Genomic DNA, 20074 nt, shown 5'->3' with positions numbered 1-20074 from the left:
AAGCGTGAATTCTAGTCTAAGGTTTGGACTTTATTGGTCAATTTCCATAGTTCGATGGGGGCTGATACCATTTTAGATTTTGGATTGGGAATTGCCTTGGTGCGTCTGGCTTGATGTGAATCCATCTGCATTGGTGTCAACTTAAGCCGAAAACTATATCGGACAGGCGTTTTGCAAATCCCTCACGCCCTCATCCCCTAACCCCTTCTCCCAAGGGAGAAGGGGAATTGAATTCTAGATCCCCTCTCCCTTGGGGCTACGGTGTACACACAAGTACTTTTATCCACATCCTAGATGTTGATTTGCTGCCTCTGGGTTAAACACATGGCAATTCCCTTTTCGTAGTAAGCTGCCTCATTAATAAAAATTGGCCAAACAGTAGATGCACCTTCATAACTAATTGTTTTATCGTCAAAAGTTATAAAGATTGGATCTCCTGGGTTCAAGGCTTGATAATCCTTATCCTGAAGCTCTGGATGAATCATCCCAAAGATTGTACCATCAGATTTTTTTGGGTAGTCCACAACTGATAAATGGTCATAGAGAATCAAGGTTTCGTTATTTGATGGAATTTTACCTTGGTTAAACTGCTCTAGGTAGTCCAGAAGGGCGCGAACAAGTTCCTCTGTTTGTTGGAACAGCGTTGCTTTTAAAAGTCCTTGGGCAATTGGGCCAACCTCGAACGCAAAGCCTAATTCGCACAGAGAATTTACAAATGGGTTTTCTGCAATTGATTTAAAAGAGCAGCGATAAACCTTAACTAAAGGATTAATCTGGCTCAGATAAGCAGCCAATTTCAAGTTTAAGGGATGACTGTTATCAAGAATAATTGTCAGACCCATATTAGCTGTACTGCTGTGCAAGTCTAAGATGAAATCGGCTTGTTTATCTCCATTTAATGCTAGGGTATCCTGAATTAATTTAGCTTGCAAATCTTCGTAACTATTCAAAGTCGGATCTTGTAAATCTTGCTTGAGAAAACAGCGATTTAAATCTTTCTCTATATATCGTCTTCCGGCGGCAAAAGCATGAGGATTTGCCAACAGAGTGACCGTCTCAAAACTCGATCTAGTAATTAAATCGGGAAATTGGGCAAATTTTTGGACTAGGTAGGCTCCTGTAAATTCATTGCCATGAGTTCCACCGACAATTGCAACTCGATTAATCTGGTTCATGAGGCATTCACTTTGCCGATGCGATCGCGAGCGTGTGGTTGATTAAGATAAGACATATCAGGGCCATTGGGGATAATGCCGCCGGGGTTGAGTGGAAATAAGTTTCCGTAATAGTCTTGCTTCACGGTTTCTACGTCGCAAGTGTCAGCCACACCCGGAAGCTGATACAACTCACGTAGATAAGCTCCGAGATTTTGATAGTCTCGAATTCGCTGCCGATTGCATTTAAACAGCCCATAGTAGGCACTATCAAACCGAAATAGTGTTGTGAATAAACGCACATCTGCAAGTGTCAGATGTTCACCGCAGAGATAGCGATTAGTCTGCAATGCAAGTTCAATTTCGTCGAGAGTTGCGAACAGTTCATTACAGGCTTGATTGTATGCTTCTTGAGTCTGGGCAAAGCCACAGCGATACACCCCGTTATTTACCGCGTGATAAATTTTTTCATTCCACCAGTCAATTTTCTCTTTAAGTTCTTCTGGGTAAAGATTTAGCGTCGGATTGTTGGCGAACTCGTTAAATTCAGAGTTCAGCATAACGATAATCTCTGAACTCTCATTATTAACGATGCTTTTTGTTTCGTTATCCCATAGTACTGGCACTGTAGAGCGTCCACTGTAGCCGGGTTCTGCCTTTTGATAAAATTCAGCCAGTGTGCGACAACCTTCTTCTTCTTGGTTAAATATCCAACCGCCTTCAATGGGAGAAGGAGAAACAATACATACTGATATTACCGCTTCGAGTTTTTTGAGCGATCGCACAACCAAAGTTCGATGCGCCCAAGGACAACCCAATCCAACATAGAGTTTGTAGCGCCCCGTTGCTGGTGGGTGTGGATTCTCTGACTCTGTGCCAATGAACTTGCGAAACTGGCTATTAGGACGAATATATGCTCCCGACTGATTGCGAGGAGCAAGATTTGACATCATTAATTGCCACATACTCGTCCAGACAAACTTTCCTAGCCAGATAATCAGCTTGGGAGGAAGCGACTTACCTTTCTTCTTGGGGAGCTTTTTCTCGTCATCCATTGGAGTTGAGTTAGTCATGGCGACAATCTTGCTTTGGGAGCGATCGACGTTATCGTTGTATATGCTGTTAAATTTATAGTCGGTAGGTTCTCATACTTACATGCACCTTACTTTAACTCTACTACGCTTTGCCCGAACTATTGGATCTATATCTATATAGATACTGATATCGCCTTAAGTATTTATTAATCAGTTCCCAGTAAATCCTGTAAAAAACGATAACCTGCCTGTTCCAGATCAAGAGCAAGAGAAAAAGTCAAGCTGCGAATTCGGATGTTACCAACTTTGATGTTCAACGGTTCTGCCAAGGGCGCTGGATAAATTAGAATTGCCTCCTGACACCCTTTTGCCTCCGCATAGGCAACCATTTGATTAATATCAGCAGTCACTGGCTTAGAGGCAGCTTTGTACTTAGTATCTAACACATATCTGGCTATCCCCGTTGTCATATCATAGAGTACTAAGTCAATGTCAAAGTATAATGCTTTACCCTGACCTAAATAGATTCTTTCTTGGGACTGGATATCTAATGCAAGCGTTAGCAGTCCCGTTTTTTGATGCGCTTTCAACCACTCTGCCACAAAGCGTTCGTAGAGTTGCGACATATTAACCAAAAAGGGTAACGTCGCGTTTGCACCTGTTTCATGACTAGGTGCAATCTGTTCCAAAAAGAAGCGGCAAAGCGCGTGTAGGGGTCGATAGTCCTCATTCAGACGGTTGTACTGTCGTCCTATACAAGCTCTGGGATTGAATGGTTGCAATGTCACCAATCCCTGTAGTAGATGATACGCACGGCGCACTGTTGGCATTACCCGTTCCGTACACAAACCGCTACGGGCAATACACCAGAGTGTCCAAGCAAGAATTTGATTCTCTTCAACGTCTGCGGTATGTTCTTCATAATGGCACTGGATTTTAGTGTCCCACGGTCGAGTGACAAGCAGCCGTACATCAATACGTCCCCGAACATAAGGCAAATGTTCTGTCTTGGGAATGTAGGCGCAGTAGAAACCTTGACGGCCTCGGTTAAGAATGCGACGGGCTAAAATATCAGCCAGCCGTTCATAAAATTCTAAGAGCGTTTGACAATCAACCAGTCCTGATAAAAAGCGAAAACTTTTGAGGTCATAGGCATACTCCAGCATTCCCAGAAGATTACCTAGCTTGACTTTGGGGTGTAGGGCAATGTGAAAATCGCTCGTTAAGGGAATGTAACCAACCCATCCTTGGGCAGTTAGTCGCCAGCGATCGCCTGTTTTTGGAGAAGGGAAGTCCACACTGACTTGAGTATTGTAGTCACGCCACAACATTTCTCCAATTGCGTCGGGAAGTAGCGATCGCGGCAACAACTTGGGAACGTATTCAGTTAACTCTATTATCTGTGGTGATGTTTCAGTCATGGGTAAAATTGCTTCTTGACTTCGTTCCAGCGAAACTGATCTACTTTACTGGGTTGGTCAAAAAAATATTCTTCCAAATACGGCTCAATCTCCAGTTGCCAAACACTGTCAATCTGGTCAGCTAGGTCGCCTAAGAGAAAAAAGCTAATACCCACTTCATTGTGAGGATTACCAATTGCGTGGTTCAACTTTTTCAGCGTTTGAATCAACTTGTCCACGGGAAAATCACTATCTAAGTGATGGCTGCGGAGAATCTCATAGTTTGGGTAGAGAGGAATAAAAGCAAAGCGGCGGCGGATGGCATGATCTACTAGTGCAATTGAGCGATCTGCTGTGTTCATCGTGCCGATAATTCGTACATTGGCAGGAATGCTGAACACCTCACCTGCTTGCTGCCAAAGGCATTTTTTCGTCACGATACTCCAACAGATACATCAACTCACCAAAGACGCGGGCAACATTGGCACGGTTGATTTCATCTATAATGAGTACGCAAATATGCTGGCGACAAAATGCTTTGTAGCAGAAATCCAGAAACCGTCCATTAACCAGTGGATAATCAAGTTCTCCATCTATTCGTTGTGGGCGAATGCCTTGTACAAAGTCTTCATAAGTATAGGCGGGGTGGAACTGGACAATATCTACAAAACCATCACTGCCACCAGTCAGATATTTAGCCAGTTTTTTGGCAATATATGTTTTACCAGTGCCTGGAGATCCGTAAAATATTGCCTGCTTTTTACGCTCTATTGCCTTTAACCAGTTTAAAAGCGTCTCCTCTTCAATTCCGGTATCCAATGCACATTGACTTAGTGAATATTCTGGTTGCATTTCTATTGCTTCAACATCAAAAGATAATTCGCTAACCTCATCCATTGCGTAAGGTTTATTTCCTGTAAAATTATACTTTTTAACAGCAACTAGCCAATGACAAAACATATCGAACAAGTCATCATCTCGCATAGATGGTACACCAGTCTGACGCATATCAGGAACTAATTCTTGAATTAATTTTTGTCCTGTTGTGTTAACTGCTGGATATTCTGTTAGCTTCTGACTATAAGATTTATCTGTAAAGTAATTGATAACCTGTCGTGATTTATTATTAATTAGTAAAAAGTCATCTGGTCGGAGTGCATTCAGGATAGGTGTGAGCATTTCCGTTTGCAAGCCTTGGGTATAAGGCAATTCTGAAAATTCCTTACAAGCTTCTCGCAACAAAGTAGGGTTTTGATTACAGTGACGAATGAAATTAAAAATGGCTTGAGCTATATTCGGCCAGTCTTCTGATTTTGCCCAAAGAGCGCCTTCAAACCATTTTTTAATGTCTTTATCGATCGCTGGGTCATAATGTATCCAGACGTTTCTTTGACTGTTGTCAGGCGTTAGCGCGTAGGGGAGAAGCTGTAGCAAGACTACCTCGGTTATATCTTCTCCTGACTCATAGTCCGAGGCGATCGCTTTAAAATCCTCTTTCCCTTTCTGACGCTGCTCATGGTAAGCCTTCTGATGACGCAATCCAGCCTGGGTGTAAGGATAAGACCTGATAAATTCTTTAAATAACTTGATAAATTCGCTATTCTTCTCTAAAATCAAAACCTGTCGGTCAATATGTAGTTTTTTTGCACTCATTTAGTTATGAAATATACAAATAGCGCGGGAGAATGCATTTAAAGACTTAATATTAATTATTTGTGAGCGTTGATAGATTTTCCCCACCTAAAAGCATAATAGTTTCATATTCTTTCTCATTAAGATAACGATAGCTTTGAGGCGGACGCAAGTAAGATATTTTGTCTTTTAACCGATGTAGTTCAATAGGATTTTCAAATTTTTTTGCATTTATAAAATAAATTCCTACGGCAAGTGATGCACCTTTATAATATTCATAAAAATCTTGACGTTTGATACCAGCATGGTCTTTAACTTGTTTCCATAATTCTTTTAACTCATTTTTTGAGGCTAATTTTTCAATAACAAAATCTACCTCAAAAAAGCCTAAAAAAGTTTTTTTAGGAGATGATACATACACAAAAACAATATCTCCTGTTTTTACACGAGTTCTTACTCTACGTAATTCTACTTTTTTTGTTCGTTCTTCAAAAATTTTATTGGCATACTCAGGTTTAACTGAGATTAATAATATGTGACATGGCATGATAAATTTTTACAAAATTATCTATTTCCTAAATTATACAACTTTATAAATGACTCATTATTAATTTTATTGGGCGAGGCAAGCAACAATTTATCTTTATCCAAAACTTGCTGTAATTCTTGAAAAGATATATGATTGTTAAATAATTCTGTATCACTAAATCGAATCGCCATAATATTACCATTTTTATCTGTCTGTATCTTCTCAATATCTCTTTCATTGTAAACTCCTAATCTTTGAAAACGTCGGTAAAGTTCTTTAGATTTACCTATAATTACCTCGTCTACATAAGAACAAGCACCAATATAACCGACATACTGAAAACCTTTACCTCTCCCTTCACCTTGAGTTTCACTCACATACCAAAGAATTCGACAAGGGGCATTTAACCCTCTAGAGTTTTGTATGGCTCGATAGTAAACTGCTTCACGATTAAATGCTAATTCTGCTTTCGAACCAAATCCAGGCAAAGCAAGCATTTGATTCGCTAAATGTTCATCAAATAAATATGAAGCCCATCTAGGTTGAATAGGGATAATAAAGGTAGCAATTTCAGAATCAGTAATTTTTGCAGGAAAAAGAAATCGTTCAATATCTACTGATGATTGAGCATCTATAACTATATTTTCGTTGTTAATATTATTAGCAAGTTCACTAATAAAATTATATTCATCTCCAAAATTAAAGGCTAAATTAGTAAGATAGTCTGATAATTGGGAAAAAGCTTTTACAACTGATAAGTTTGCTTTAACCCATCCATTTGAAACTTTGACAAAAGCATCTTCTTGAATAGCTTCAGTAATAGTTATCTCAAGATATGGGTCAGTTATTCTTGTAAAATTTCGCTGTTCATGAGCGGATTTTAATATAGATTTAAAAATTATATGACGTGCAAGTGTAGACGACAGATTATGATTACCAACTCGAATTATCGGAATTTCTAGTTCATGCTTTTTCTGCTTTCCATACACAATTAAAGCAAGCAGATTCTTATTTGACTCTCTCACAACAATGCATTCAAATTTCTCATGTTCAGCTAAATAATGTCGTAGTTTTTGCTGAAAATCTGTTTTATTTTCTCTTAATTTAGAGTTATAAAAATAATTAACTAGCAAGTCTTCTTGTCCACTTTTTACCTGTATTTGTTCTAACGTTGTACCAGAAATCCGTACAGGTTGGTAGTCAGGTTTATCCCGAAGTTCATCTAGCTGATTTATAAGTGTTTCAGGGTGAATAACAGACAATCTAAAGTTTTCATAGATTATATCTGCTAAATTTAACAATTGCTGATCTCTACTTAAAAATACATGAGATTTGGATGTGATACTCCTAGCAATATAACGTAATTTATATTCATTAAGTACAAAATTATGTTTAGTAATTATTTCTTTTAGAAGATTTAAATTTTTCTCTAATCTCTGATTGGCGCAAGGTAAACAAGTAAAAGATTGTGCAAAACAATGCTGATTATCCCTCTCTTGATTGTTATTAATTCGGTTAATTTGATTAAAAATTTCATCATTAATGCACAAATTTAATTCAGTCTGCACCCAGTCAGCTAGTAATATATTTTCCTCTTCACTATCAAGATTTTCATGATTTTCCTCAGCATATAAGTCCAAGAAAATATCAGGAGCAATCATTGCACACAACTTAGACTCAAGTTGCTGCTGAATCATTGTAGACAATAGAGGAAGAGGATTGTGTTCTAATACCCAAATAGTAAGTTTCTTATTTTTAGCCTTAGCTTCTACATCCAAGGTGGGAATAAAGCCAAAGCTCGACCACATACCTTGTAGGTCATAATCGCGACGGCACTTTAGCTTAATTCCGCGAGAAGATGTTGTTATTTGTTTAAGGTGATCGACAAGTTGTTTGGCTATTCCCTTACCTCGACATAAAGGATCAATACACAGATGAGTGATAGCAAACCAGTCCCGCGAACGTCGATATAAGAGATAAGCAACACAGCCACCTTCAGAATCAAGCGCTACAAGGATTTGACGATGCGCTGCTCGTTCCTCAAATGCTCCTTTGGGCAAGTTACCAAGTGTTTTTGAGTTAGCTCGCCACAGTTTTCTGACTGTTTCTAGATATGGGGAATGATTATCTATCGGTTCAATTTTGAACTGTACGTCAGTTTTCACTTTTTGCTGACCTTTTCCAGTTTCATGGCGGCTTTTTTCTTTCATAGCAAAGTTGTCACCTTGTCAATGCGGTAAGCTGTCTGTAATAGAGTATAGAATATAGCTAAAAACAAAGACTTTCACTGTTATAGCAAAAGACCGAAGTGATTGCCGAAAGGTTATTAAAAATAGAAGGAGCGTTCGCTTATTTTTGCACAGATTATCAAAAATTAAAAATAGTTTATTCAATTTCAGAATCTTTATCTACTTTGTAAGCCTGTAATAAATATTCTCCATTGAAGTGGATGAGATGAGTAGAATCTTCAGCAACCCAAACATCGGTTTCCCAAGCAATGTCAGCCAAATACTCTACCATCGCTTTCCGACTTAAAAAAGTTGTCACCATTACCAGGGGAATTTTTATATCAGCAAAGATAACTTCAAGTTCTTTCTTCCGTTTAAGGTTAATTGGGCCATGAGAAGTTACAGCTTCAATTAAAACTAGCCAATCATTTTTTAAATGATGGATAATCACATCAGGCATTTTTCCATGAGAATCGATAGTAACACCTAAATCTCTCAATGCCACTTCATTAAAATGCGCGAATTTCTCATCTGTATCACCAACATAAATCAGTTTTGCTCCAGGTGTAAAACGTTCTGCAAACTCCTTAATAATCTTTTCAATCAGAATATTCTGTCCACCTGGCGATAGAGTTTTCACCTCTCCTTCAATCACTATCGGAATACGTGATAGTTCCCGTTCCTGAGCATATCGTTTTTTCAAAGTTTCAACTGAAGCCAAGTAAGTATGAATACTCTTTTCCCATTCAATAGTTCCATAAGTACGTAAGAGTTCAAGCGCACTTTCTTCAATCTGATATACTGTTTTCGGACTGTTAATGGGACGTTCAGCTGCATCTGGATTTACAATTATCAAAGCCGCATCTAAGAATTGATGGACTGTTTGACGGCGAACAGTTTCCCGCGTATTAGGTTTATATGTTTTGCCATAGTGCAGTGCCATAAATTCCATCATTGGCGTAATTCCCATTAGGGGAGATGCAGCGCTTTCCCAAGGAACAGTCGGCTTTAAATCAAGTAAAGCCAAAAGAGTTAAGGCTGAACGTTCATTAATTTGTGCCCGTGGAAGTCCAAGTTCAATTAGAATTTGCAGTGCTTCATCAATACGAGTTTTAATTATTAAGGGGTTATTTTCAGACTTGTTGTTCATACTCAATAACTCTTCTTGCACAAGTAGATCAATTTCTTTTTGTGATGGAAAATGCTCAGTAATATATAGCCCTACGGTCATTAGTTGTGCTATTGTCGGATATTTTAAATTTCGTAAATCGGTTGCATTAACCTGAGTATGTCCATTAAATAACCGAAAAAATGCGTCAACGAGACTAGAGTTAAGATAAGCAGCAAGACCACGTGCTAGGGTAAGATTAAGTCCTCTTCCATCCTTGTGGAAATAATTCAAGTGATTTTCAAAACCTACCCAAGAACAATTAATTCGATTAGCATCATACACAACGGCAACAACTCGTTTTTTTTCCTCTTTTGAGGAGAATCGTTTAGTCAAAACATAATGTTCATTTGGTACTAAAAGAGAAATAGTCTCTTCGGTATATACCAGAGCTTGATGCTTTTTAGTTACCTTGGGATACTCAACATATCCTGCTGAAAAATTCAATGGATAAATCAAAGGAACAGTGTCTTCTTTTGGCATTAAACACAGATATTCTTTAGCACGAAAATCTACAACACGTCCCGTTGATACAGTTAATTTTAGGTCTTTTAATGTACAGGTAAAATTAGCCATTTGTTCAATGACCTGCTGACTTAGTGTATCGGGGATAATGTGGATAAATTGTTGCAAGTCGTTGGGAAGAACTATCTCTGTATAAGCTAATGAATTGGACAACATAAAATCATCATCAGCATTTGAACTTTTACTGATGATTACATTGTCAAATTTTGATTTTTGTTTAACAGCATGAATAATAATTATTTCCTGCAAAACTTCATCGTCACTAAAAGCTTCCTGTCTGGAATCAAAAAGATGTATCTGGTCTAAAGCCATGATTTCCAAAAACATTCTGCGGAAGTCTCTAAAATATGGCCCATTACAGAAACTACGCGGCGAAATAGCTACAAGCTCTCCTCTTGATTCAAGAAGCTGAACTGTAGCAGCGATAAAACCTGTATATAGATTGCTGGTTTCTAATCCTATAGAACGTAACAAATCACGAACTTTGGAATTAGCGTTAATTTTTAAATATGGGGGATTGAGAATAGCGTGGGTAAATCTGCCATTGTCAGGATTATCGAACAAACTAGGCTGAAGAAGTCTGACTGCATCTTCAATAAAATCCGTGTCTCGAATCTCATAATTTAAAGATATCCCAGCTATTTGACATTCTCTATCACATAATTTCAATGTCTGATGCAAATACCCAATCAGAAAAGGATCGATTTCATAGGCAACAATATCTAAATTGGCTGGGCGTTTTTGGCTGTGACAAAGTTTAGCTACAAAGGCTGCAAGTAATGAGCCAACTCCTGCTCCAGCATCAAGTAGAGATATTTGAGTACGATCGAATTTGCCAAACATCCCAACCATTAATTCTGCTACTGGAGCAGGAGTCAAAAATTGGCCCAGTTTTCCTTTTTGCTTTTGATCTTGTTTCAATGTTGCAGCAATCCTCAGAAGGTCTACTTCACCGAGTAAGTTTCTGGCAGAACATTTCGACAAGCTTTTAAATTCCAACGGCTTGTGATGATTGTCTATAGACTCTCTACTGCTTGATAGGAACATCACGGCTCATTTTCACAGAACAAAAACCAACTTTATCAGGTTTTGAATTTACGCCATGATATTTTAAGGACAAACCGATGCAAGAAGCGTCTCTTTTTCCAAAAATTATTTTAAAACTATGCTTCAGGCTAAAGTCTTCGTCACTCGTCGCCTACCCATCGAATTAGAGCCACTGCGATCGCTCGCTATTGTCGAAGTTTGGCCAGAACGCCAACCCCCTCCCTACGAAATTTTACTAGAAAAAATCAAGGACATAGATGGATTGCTATGTCTGCTGACTGACCAAATCGATCGGCAACTCATCGAGTCTGGAAAACTCAAAGTCATCAGTCAAATGGCGGTGGGTTACGATAACATTGACATTGCCGCAGCCACGGCACGAAAAATTCCCGTCGGTAATACCCCTGGGGTGTTAACCGATGCTACCGCAGATTTTGCCTGGGCATTACTAATGGCAGCTGCACGGCGCGTAGTAGAGGCTGATCGGTTTACTCGTGCAGGTTTGTGGCAGACTTGGGAACCAGATTTGTTATTGGGGCTAAATGTTACGGGTGCTACCTTGGGGATTGTTGGTTTTGGGCGAATTGGACAAGCGATCGCTCGTCGTGCCAAAGGGTTTGAAATGCAGATTTTGTATACGAGTAGGCAACGATGCAGCCCAGAGTTAGAACAATTTTTAGGTGTGGAGTTTGCTCCGTTAGAACACTTACTGCAAGAATCAGATTTTGTGACACTGCACACACCATCGGCTGATGATACTTATCATTTAATTAGCGATCGCCAATTTGAATTGATGAAGCGATCGGCTATTTTGATTAACACGGCGCGAGGAACTATTGTAGATCCAGATTCTCTGTATCGCGCCCTTGCCAGTGGTCAAATCGCTGCTGCGGCTGTAGATGTCACCGAACCAGAACCGATTCCTAGCGATAGCCTGTTATTGACCTTAGAAAATCTAATTATTGCACCTCATATCGGCAGTGCCAGCCGTCAAACGCGCTCAAAAATGGCAACAATGGCGATCGCTAATTTAATTGCGGGATTGAGGGGCGATCGCTTGGCTAATTGTGTCAATCCTGAAATTTATAATTCATAATTCACGCCTGATGTGAATTATAAACGCCCTTAATCTATCAAATCTCGCTTTTAAAAAGGCTGATATCGCACTGAAAAATTAAAGCCGTTATCTTGCAGCGAACTACCGCGATCGCTTGTGCTAATGGTATACCATAGTCTGCACGCAATACCAAACCGTTAAAAGGTTGCCAGTTCAAGCCCAACCCCAAGCTAGCAATAGTTTGCGGGTCGGCATTAATACCGCGATTATTCCAAGCTGTACCGATGTCAAAAAACGGGATTAGCTGTAGTGTCTCCACATTATTATCGTGAGCAAGAAAAACACTCCCTTGTTCTGAACCGACGCTAGTTGATTGGTTATTTGCAAAGGTAACGCCAAGGTGGAATGGTGGCGATTCGGTAATTGTCACCTGTAAAATATTATTTCCGGGAGTGCTACCTGCGGTTAACTCGGCATTAACTCGTTGAATCACGGCGTAACGAAAAACAACCTTTAGCAGAGATGCGGGGATTATTAAATTTCATTCAGTTGGTTTCCCAGACAAATAAGAGCAAATTTATTAATGATGAGGAGTTTAACAAAGCCCTGAAGGATGCTTTAAAAGTTCTCGAAGCTTTGTCCGATTCCGCCACAAAAGTCTATCGGGCAATTGATTTAGCATACTTGCAACGCGATGCTAAAGGAACTTCACCCTTTACCTACTGTCCAAGTGGGCTGGTTTTATCTGGTGATAATGAAGCATTAAATTTGCTTGAAAACTCAGTATTAACGAGTCGCGGAAGTCCCCACCTTCAATGTACTCATAAGGTGGGGATTGTGAGCGGGGGATAAGGATTACATCTGGAATTGATTTTTTACACAGTAAAAACAAATTCTGGATGTATGACAAATCCCCAAAATTTTCTGGTAAGATATACACTGTCTTGACCATCAATGCCGCAAGCGAAAACCAAGCTAATAGGTATATGTTGCAAGAGAAAGATTTGGGTCTTGGGGACCAGGACTCCTGCCCTTGGAGGGAATGTCAGACCAAAAAAACTACAGAGTTTTAGAGGCTATTCCCGATGAATTGGGAAGCTCAGACTTCAGCCGTAGGCAAGTCTAAGTAGTTCACCAAGTAAAAAATTACAAGATGATCGCCTAATTTCTTATGCTAATGGTGCTTTGGGTCATTTCTGGGAATGTAGGTGCCACACTAGGATTAGCTGGAGTTGCATTGCAAGTTGGGGTTAAAAGTGCGATCGCATCTTTGTGGAGTGTTACCGATCAATCGACATCCGAACTAGTCAAAACATGTACTACAAGGCGGAAGTCAAAAGGGACGCATAACTATGCGTCCCTAAAGCAAATTGGGGGTTGCATATTTGCGGGATGATTTTACTATTTTTGTGGGATGGGCAACATGAGCGTCCCTTGTATTTCCGGGCGGGCAGGATGCCCACCCCACAAGAATCATCCCTTAATTCAGCAACGCCGCAAATTGCGTAAACCTTTAGAAAGTGAAAGTTGTTCTCAGCGTACCGATAATTGCATCATCGTTATTGCTGTTTTGACCAGGAGAGGTCAACCAGATTACGCCAGGGGTGATTGAGATATTATCTGACACGCGATACTTGTAAAAGCCTTCAAAGTGATAAGGTATATCATTACCAGTACCAGCAAAAGCTCCTCCTCGGTTACGGGCATAAGGTTCTGCACCAGCAAAAATCCCTAAAACATTACCTTTTTTACCGAAGTCAGGTAAGGCTACCCCAAGACCGTAGCTCCAAGCTTCATAATCATCACCAGCACCAAAGCCTGTGACATCGTGGTAAGAAACGAAGCCACTGACTGACAGTTTGTCGCTGGGTCTGAAAGCTGCTTCTATACCGTAAGAATTACTGGAAGATCCGTTTAGGGTAGTTAGAGTGTTAGCTTGACCAGTACCTACGACGCGGTTAGTACTACCCAAACCACCACCTAGATCGAATAAATTACCACCCCCAGCACCATGATAACCATGAACGTAGGTAGCAGCTATAGATAAGCGATCGCCAACACTAAAGTTCAATTGTCCCAAGGCTGCATAGTTACCCTCTAACAAACCTTGATTTGTTCCAGGATTATTAGCATTTGATGCCAAGTAGCCTATAGTCAGTGAACTTGGTTTGAAAAAATTGCCACCCTTACCAAAGGGTAAAGTCAGTGCCGCACCTGCACCACCACCAATACGATAAATCGGACTTTCAGAAGCAAAGGTAGACAAAGCACCATTACCGCCATCAAAATCCTCAAAGTAAGGGTTGTTAGTGGCAACATAATCGCTATGAATACCTCCGGTGCCGGCAAAGTAAACTTGGGCTGGGCCTATGGGTACGTAATAAGCTAGCCAGTCGATAATCACACTGTTGTTACTAGTGCTGCCGAGTTGAAATGTTTGCGTACCTTCAGCAGTATCGATAGCACCACCACCATTCCCTACTTGAGTAAAGGCTAGTGCATTCCCGGCTGCAAGACGGGTGTGTAAAACGTCTTTACCCGTGAAGCTGGTTTGCAAGTCTAAACGTACCCTATCTTGGAAGACAGTATTATTGGCATCGCCACTATTATTGCCAAAAATATCAGTAACGGCAAAAATGGCTTCACCCACCAATTTCGTGGTAGTGGAAAACTGATTAGCTTCAAGTTCCGCAGTCCGTGCTTCTACAGAATCTACTCGACCACGCAGAGTTGCCAGTTCTGCCGAGAATTCCTCTTGCAAACGCTGGAGAGTCGCCAAATCCTGTTTTGTCACCAAGTCAGCAGTTGCTGTCGCAATCAGTTCATTAACTCGATCTAAGCAAGCATTTAAACCTGCGGCAAACTCATAACGAGTCAGTGCCCGATTGCCACGGTAAGTAGAATTTGGGTATCCAGCAATACAACCGTAGCGCTCAACCAGGGATTGCAAAGCTTGGAATGCCCAATCAGTCGGCTGTACATCAGAAAATTGAGAAACTGATGTGACTTGAGACAGTGAATTCTGGTTCTTGCCTTCGTTGCTGTAGCGATTAACCTCTTCTAAAACCTTATTTTCATCAGTCTTTTGAGCAACCAATTGCTGATTAACTTTTGGTTGCTCTGTTTGAATGAATATTGAAGCATTAGCAGCTATTGGCTTTGTATCTTCAGAAGAGCTTGCTACTTCAGCAGCTATAACCTTAGCGGAAACCAACACCGTCACTCCCAAAACTACTGGACTTAGTACCAGAGTTTTCCACAATAGATGAGACATTTTTATTTTCCTTTTCCAAAAAATAACCAAAATCAGTTGGTTCAAGAAAAAGAGAACAAGTGATTATTCTACTTGTTGGGAATCTTATCAGATTGCTGTTACCTAAGCTATATATCTAAGAAATTTTTTCTAGAACGGGAATTGTCAAGTTTTGCAGATATCTTATTTGCCAAAGGTTGAGTTTATAATAAGGAAATTTCGGGCGTTTTTGTGCTATTTATGGACTTTAGCTTCTTGTTTTTAACCCTGATTTGCGTTTGTTGCTTTTTATCTTTAAATTTATTCCTGAATCAAGAAAGTTTATTTCTATATGGGGTTTTGCTCATAAATTAGTAATTATTGATTGTTAATTATTTTGAACCTCCAACCTGCCGAATGTCGGATAAATCAATACTGTTCAGTTAAGCCCAAAATCCTTAGTAAAGACACAAAAATTTACTTCTTACCGCTGCACTAACGCGTCTCTACAGGTTGAAAATCAGTACCAAAAATCTTTATCCAATGGGATTTGGATATAAATGTTAGTGTAAATAATCTTTAATAGTAGCCAGTTTTGTGTCGGGATAGGCTATTTTCAAGCACATCTCCATCCTTATTTAAGTCTTTGATTTAAGCAGATAATTTTTCATAACTATCAGCAGTTGTTGCTTCTAATCCCAGAATGGGATACACATTTGGTTCAGATGTTCCGTGTATTGTCAGAAGCAGAGCGTCGATTAAGGCTTTGGCTTTAAGCAGCGTTTCCTGAAACTCCATTTCCGGCTCAGAAAGGGCTATGATTCCGCCACCGATACCAATGGAGGTTTGATTGGGAGTCAAAACAGCAGTCCGAATCACAATATTCAAATCGGCTGAACCATTCAACCCCAAAAAGCCGATCGCACCTGAATAGACTCCCCGCGCCTCTTGTTCTAAGCGATCGATAATTTGCATGGTGCGGATTTTCGGCGCACCAGTCATCGATCCTCCGGGAAATGCAGATCGCACGCAATCCACCGCTTGTAAATCTGAACGTAACCGCCCGCGTACTGTTGTCACCAACTGATGTACTGTTGGGTATGTTTCCACATCCATTAATTTTGGTACGTGGATGCTACCAATTTCACAAACTCGTCCCAAATCATTGCGTAACAGATCGACAATCATCAGATTTTCAGCTCGGTCTTTTTCGCTGTTGCGTAGCTTCTCACGGAGGACGAAATCGGCTTCGGGGGTTTCTCCTCGTGGTAGCGTTCCCTTAATAGGCTTAGTTTCTACCCATCCTTGGCGATCGATCCGTAAAAACCTTTCTGGAGATGAGCAAGCGATCGCAATTTCACCAAAGCGTAAAAATGCAGAGTAAGGAGCAGAATTGATTTTACGTAATGTGCGATAGAACGTTAATGGATCGGGGGTTGCATCGGTGTAAAGCTGATTAGTCAGGCAAACTTGATAGGTTTCTCCTTCGTGAATTTCGTCTAAGCATTGCTGAATATCTTGAATGTAATTTTGGTAAGTGCGACTCAAACGGAATTTAACAGGCTGACAACTTTCTTGGGGTACAACGGAAGAAAGAGGATTTAAAGTTTCGAGTTTTTGTTGGATAGTATCAAACCAAGTTTCTACCTGTTCCGTTTGTCCTTTTTTGATTAATTGCAGCAAATAAAGACACTGTTCTTGATGATCGATCGCAATCATGCGATCGGCTAGTAAGAAAATTGCATCAGGTAATGGTGAAGAATGCACCAATGACGATCCACACTCCGCCTTAAGTTCATAGCCAAAATAGCCAACAAATCCACAGTTAAAATCAAAAGGTAACTCATCAGATTGACAAAATCGGCAGTCTATTTCCCGCTTCAAATACTCAAAAATACTTTCGGTGCGACGAGTCACTGTATCTGATTGTGTGACGATCAGTTCTTGCATTTTGGTATGATATCGCACCAATAAACTGTTTTCTCCGCTGCCATCACCCATAAACGAGAAGCGAGATAGACCAAGTTCTACACGGCTGCTATCTAGCCAAAAAGCATTCGCTGCATCCTTAAACAGCTGTACAAATATCTGTTCTGTATTTGGGCAGATATCTAACTTGCGCGTATACAATTCAAACTTATCTTCCTGTTTTTGGCATGGTTTATCCATAACAGGAGTAACAGATTCATATCCAATCCAATATTGCTTTTGTGGACTTTTTGACTCTGCCAAAAGGCTTTCAGACCCTGCCCCTCCTACCTCCCCCTCCTGCCTCCTGCCTCCTACCTCCTGCCTCCTTGACGATTTCTTTGTAAATTGCAGCGTAATATCTCGAAAGTTTTCTAGTAATTTTTGCCCATATTCTGTACAGATAGACTCTGGGTGAAACTGCACACCCCAAAAAGGTAGATGTAGATGACGCAATCCCATCACCAATCCTTCTTCAGTCCAAGCAATTTTTTCTAGACACTCAGGTAGTTCATTAGCAACTAACAACGAGTGATAGCGCACCACAGAAAAATTACCAGGAATACCTTGAAACAATTCCGAATTATTATGATAAATTTTACTGATTCTACCGTGTCGAACTTCCGGTGCATGAATCACTCTTGCACCATATAGGTAGCCAAGTCCTTGATGCCCCAGACAAACTCCCAACAAGGGTACATCCACATTCTCAATTATCTGTCGGCAGACTCCAAAATCTTCTGACCTTCCTGGACGACCGGGGCCAGGTGAAATCACAATGTTGTCAAACGCAATTTCTTTCAATTCATCCCAATTAAGCTGATCGTTATAAATTACTAGAGGTAGTTCCCCATTTACCTCGGCAATCATCTGGTAAAGATTAAATGTATATGAGTCATAGTTATCAATAATTAGCGTTTGCATACATAGTCAATTAGCTATCACATAGAAGGTTTTTGCATCTAGAATAGCACCTAGATCATAACAATTCTATGTGAGGCTGTGCTTTATTCATCTAGAGGCAATTCATGAATTGCCCATTAAATGTCCAAGGGTATACATCAGCGTGAAGTTGCGATTTCCTCCATAACTAGGTCGAAATAAGTTTTTGACTAGTGATTCTAGCTTGCGATCGCCCAGGCACGGATGTGCTATGAACTGAGAAGGGCAGGTACGCGATCGCACAACCAGAGCAGCACCAATTGGAGGTATCTTTAACAATAGCGGCGACTTGTTTGCAGTCTTTGGAGTAGCCAGTTCGAGTTATATAAATGAAACCAGAGTGCAACAACCCTATTTACCAATCATACTTTGTAGTTTATATTACTATGATTTGGGGTTCTGGTGGCTATGCTTTTTTTCTGCTGGTAACTAGAAACAAGATTAATTATTCGCTTCTTCGCATGTAGTTTACGCGAACTACTTCTTTTTGTCCAAAGTCCAATACCTTAGTAGTTTTATCAAACATTTTTACTCATACAACAAATCTAATGAGCAACAGCGCCACCAGTTGGCTTCACCTTTTTGAGGAATAAAATAGCAATCCCACTGAGTAATAATGCAATACCAATAAAGTAGAAACAATCGTTAAAAGCCATTACAAATGCTTCCCGGCGGACGATGTTGGATATAGATGCGATCGCTTGATTTTGGGCTGTACTTAAATCTGCTCCGCGACTAATAAAATACTGTGTCATTTGGTCAATTCGCTGCTGAGTTTCTGGGTTATATAAAGATACTCCATCACCCAACCTATTCGAGTGAAATTGCTCTCTGTTAGCTAATAAAGTGGCTAAAGAAGCAATTCCGATAGAACCGCCCAGATTCCGCATCATATTAAATAAACCACTTGCTGAACCTGCTTCTTTCGGACTCAAACCAGCAGTAGCAATAGAACTAAGCGGTACCATAATTAAGGGTTGTCCCATTGCACGGACAAATTGCGACCAACGTAATTGATCTAATCCTGTTTCATTAGTCATGCCAGAGTTCATAAATGCACTGATGGAAAACAAAGTCACACCAAAAGCTACCATTAACCGCACGTCAATGCGTTGCATCAATTTTGGTATGAGAGGAATAATAAACAGTTGAGGAATACCAGCCCAAATCAATACTTCACCAATTTGCAGAGCATTGTATTTTTGAATTTGAGCGAGATACAACGGTAAAATATAAATTGAACCATACAATCCTACTCCCAACGACACATTGACAATACTGGCTAAACCAAAGTTCCGCCTAGACAAAAGCCGTAAATTAATAAATGGTTGTTTACGAGTTAATTCTATAAAGAAAAATATTGCTAAAAAAATTGCCGCAATTACACTTAAACGTACAATTAATGCTGAACCAAACCAATCTTTGCGGCTACCTTCTTCTAAAACAACTTGTAGGGAACCTAAGCCAATAGCCATTGCAATAATTCCCCACCAGTCACCTTGTTTAAGTAAATTAATTTGGGGTTTTTCTTGCTTGATTCCGTACCAAACACCAGCCAGCATTAATGCTCCTGGAATTACATTTATATAAAAGTTATATTCCCAACCAAAATTTTCGGTTAACCAACCTCCTAATGTCGGGCCAATTGAAGGTGCAAAAACTGCACTAAACCCAAATGCAGCAAGTCCGACTGATTGTTTTGATTGGGGTAAAGTTGTTAAGACAACTGTCATAGCAGTGGGAATTAATACTCCTCCGCTAAAACCTTGTAAGACTCGAAAGAAAATCATGGAATTGAGATCCCACGACCAGCCACAGCAGATAGAAAAGAAAATAAATAGTGCAGTATTGACTAACAGATAACGCCGCAGAGAAAATACCCGTGATAACCATCCTGTTAGAGGAATTACCACAATTTCTGCTACAAGATACGCGGTAGAAATCCAAGAACCTTCTTCGAGAGTTGCTCCTAAACTTGCTTGAATATCTTGCAGTGAAGCATTAGTTATTTGAATATCCAATACCGCCATAAATGCACCAAGCATACTAGCTAATACACCAATCCAGGTTTTTAGCGGTACATACTCTGGTGGTAAAGCAGGATTTTGCCCTTGCTGACGAATTACACCTGTATTAGCCATAACTTTGTTCCAGTTTC

Annotated in this window: 15 protein-coding genes and 1 pseudogene; 3 read left to right on the top strand and 13 right to left on the bottom strand. The window is 40.0% G+C overall.

All coding sequences use genetic code 11. The annotated features are described in order from the left end of the window. Positions 1 to 290 precede the first annotated feature (290 nt). The 8 genes from V7K44_RS09310 to V7K44_RS09275 all read right to left on the bottom strand — a co-directional run bounded on the left by V7K44_RS09310 (position 291) and on the right by V7K44_RS09275 (position 10669). Entirely contained in the window at positions 291 to 1175 is an 885-nt protein-coding gene (locus V7K44_RS09310) for an aspartoacylase (RefSeq protein ID WP_334930778.1), read from the bottom strand. Continuing rightward, positions 1172 to 2227 (bottom strand): glutathione S-transferase family protein, encoded by a 1056-nt coding sequence (locus V7K44_RS09305; protein WP_334930776.1) that lies wholly within the window; start codon positions 2225 to 2227, stop codon positions 1172 to 1174. Before V7K44_RS09305 ends, V7K44_RS09310 begins: the two co-directional genes overlap by 4 nt. Before the next feature lie 167 nt (positions 2228 to 2394). After that, the gene (locus tag V7K44_RS09300; protein WP_334930774.1) at positions 2395 to 3609 is read right to left on the bottom strand and encodes an McrC family protein; all 1215 of its coding nucleotides are present in this window, start codon (positions 3607 to 3609) and stop codon (positions 2395 to 2397) included. Next, positions 3606 to 4025, bottom strand: a complete 420-nt coding sequence (locus tag V7K44_RS09295; protein ID WP_334930772.1) for a hypothetical protein — start codon at positions 4023 to 4025, stop codon at positions 3606 to 3608. Before V7K44_RS09295 ends, V7K44_RS09300 begins: the two co-directional genes overlap by 4 nt. After that, positions 3991 to 5241, bottom strand: coding sequence for an McrB family protein (locus V7K44_RS09290; RefSeq protein WP_334930770.1), 1251 nt, complete (start codon positions 5239 to 5241; stop codon positions 3991 to 3993). The genes V7K44_RS09295 and V7K44_RS09290 overlap by 35 nt, the downstream gene beginning before the upstream one ends. Positions 5242 to 5293: 52 nt before the next feature. Continuing rightward, positions 5294 to 5767, bottom strand: coding sequence for a hypothetical protein (locus V7K44_RS09285; RefSeq protein WP_334930768.1), 474 nt, complete (start codon positions 5765 to 5767; stop codon positions 5294 to 5296). A gap of 17 nt (positions 5768 to 5784) precedes the next feature. Continuing rightward, on the bottom strand, positions 5785 to 7959 hold the full coding sequence (locus tag V7K44_RS09280; RefSeq protein ID WP_334930766.1) for a GNAT family N-acetyltransferase: 2175 nt from the start codon (positions 7957 to 7959) through the stop codon (positions 5785 to 5787). Positions 7960 to 8134: 175 nt separating this feature from the next. Beyond that, on the bottom strand, positions 8135 to 10669 hold the full coding sequence (locus V7K44_RS09275) for a BsuBI/PstI family type II restriction endonuclease (protein ID WP_334930764.1): 2535 nt from the start codon (positions 10667 to 10669) through the stop codon (positions 8135 to 8137). Positions 10670 to 10835: 166 nt separating this feature from the next. Here V7K44_RS09275 and V7K44_RS09270 point away from each other — a divergent pair, with 166 nt between their 5' ends. Continuing rightward, positions 10836 to 11813, top strand: a complete 978-nt coding sequence (locus V7K44_RS09270; protein WP_334930762.1) for a 2-hydroxyacid dehydrogenase — start codon at positions 10836 to 10838, stop codon at positions 11811 to 11813. A gap of 50 nt (positions 11814 to 11863) precedes the next feature. Here the strand turns inward: V7K44_RS09270 and V7K44_RS33160 are convergent. Further along, positions 11864 to 12096: pseudogene (locus V7K44_RS33160) on the bottom strand (BamA/TamA family outer membrane protein); the annotation flags it as partial. Between the two features lie 200 nt (positions 12097 to 12296). On the opposite strand from V7K44_RS33160, the gene V7K44_RS09260 reads away from it, so the two are divergent. Together V7K44_RS09260 and V7K44_RS09255 are read left to right on the top strand one after the other, a co-directional pair. After that, positions 12297 to 12626, top strand: coding sequence for a hypothetical protein (locus tag V7K44_RS09260; RefSeq protein ID WP_334930758.1), 330 nt, complete (start codon positions 12297 to 12299; stop codon positions 12624 to 12626). A 325-nt stretch (positions 12627 to 12951) separates the two neighbouring features. Further along, complete coding sequence (locus V7K44_RS09255) at positions 12952 to 13170, top strand: CHAT domain-containing protein (protein ID WP_334930756.1); 219 nt, start codon at positions 12952 to 12954, stop codon at positions 13168 to 13170. 117 nt (positions 13171 to 13287) lie between these two features. Here V7K44_RS09255 and V7K44_RS09250 read toward each other — a convergent pair whose 3' ends face one another. From V7K44_RS09250 to V7K44_RS09235, 4 genes are all read right to left on the bottom strand, one after another. Continuing rightward, positions 13288 to 15048 carry an iron uptake porin gene (locus tag V7K44_RS09250; RefSeq protein ID WP_334930754.1) on the bottom strand — a complete coding sequence of 587 codons (1761 nt, stop codon included), beginning with the start codon at positions 15046 to 15048 and terminating at the stop codon, positions 13288 to 13290. Between the two features lie 609 nt (positions 15049 to 15657). Continuing rightward, on the bottom strand, positions 15658 to 17898 hold the full coding sequence (gene pabB / locus V7K44_RS09245; protein WP_334930752.1) for an aminodeoxychorismate synthase component I: 2241 nt from the start codon (positions 17896 to 17898) through the stop codon (positions 15658 to 15660). 102 nt (positions 17899 to 18000) lie between these two features. Continuing rightward, positions 18001 to 18195, bottom strand: coding sequence for a hypothetical protein (locus tag V7K44_RS09240; RefSeq protein WP_334930750.1), 195 nt, complete (start codon positions 18193 to 18195; stop codon positions 18001 to 18003). A gap of 266 nt (positions 18196 to 18461) precedes the next feature. Continuing rightward, complete coding sequence (locus V7K44_RS09235) at positions 18462 to 20057, bottom strand: DHA2 family efflux MFS transporter permease subunit (protein WP_334930748.1); 1596 nt, start codon at positions 20055 to 20057, stop codon at positions 18462 to 18464. Positions 20058 to 20074: the final 17 nt, after the last annotated feature.

The organism is Nostoc sp., assembly GCF_036917235.1.
Taxonomy (GTDB): domain Bacteria; phylum Cyanobacteriota; class Cyanobacteriia; order Cyanobacteriales; family Nostocaceae; genus Nostoc.
Note: the sequence above shows the minus strand (reverse complement) of the source record. Positions and strands in the feature narration are given on the sequence as shown.

Bases quoted from the DNA above. Each gene is read 5' to 3' on its own strand.
- V7K44_RS09310 (WP_334930778.1), bottom strand. From the start codon at position 1,175: ATGAACCAGATTAATCGAGTTGCAATTGTCGGTGGAACTCATGGCAAT.
- V7K44_RS09305 (WP_334930776.1), bottom strand. From the start codon at position 2,227: ATGACTAACTCAACTCCAATGGATGACGAGAAAAAGCTCCCCAAGAAG.
- V7K44_RS09300 (WP_334930774.1), bottom strand. From the start codon at position 3,609: ATGACTGAAACATCACCACAGATAATAGAGTTAACTGAATACGTTCCC.
- V7K44_RS09290 (WP_334930770.1), bottom strand. From the start codon at position 5,241: ATGAGTGCAAAAAAACTACATATTGACCGACAGGTTTTGATTTTAGAG.
- V7K44_RS09285 (WP_334930768.1), bottom strand. From the start codon at position 5,767: ATGCCATGTCACATATTATTAATCTCAGTTAAACCTGAGTATGCCAAT.
- V7K44_RS09280 (WP_334930766.1), bottom strand. From the start codon at position 7,959: ATGAAAGAAAAAAGCCGCCATGAAACTGGAAAAGGTCAGCAAAAAGTG.
- V7K44_RS09270 (WP_334930762.1), top strand. From the start codon at position 10,836: ATGCTTCAGGCTAAAGTCTTCGTCACTCGTCGCCTACCCATCGAATTA.
- V7K44_RS09260 (WP_334930758.1), top strand. From the start codon at position 12,297: ATGCGGGGATTATTAAATTTCATTCAGTTGGTTTCCCAGACAAATAAG.
- V7K44_RS09255 (WP_334930756.1), top strand. From the start codon at position 12,952: ATGGTGCTTTGGGTCATTTCTGGGAATGTAGGTGCCACACTAGGATTA.
- V7K44_RS09250 (WP_334930754.1), bottom strand. From the start codon at position 15,048: ATGTCTCATCTATTGTGGAAAACTCTGGTACTAAGTCCAGTAGTTTTG.
- pabB (WP_334930752.1), bottom strand. From the start codon at position 17,898: ATGCAAACGCTAATTATTGATAACTATGACTCATATACATTTAATCTT.
- V7K44_RS09235 (WP_334930748.1), bottom strand. From the start codon at position 20,057: ATGGCTAATACAGGTGTAATTCGTCAGCAAGGGCAAAATCCTGCTTTA.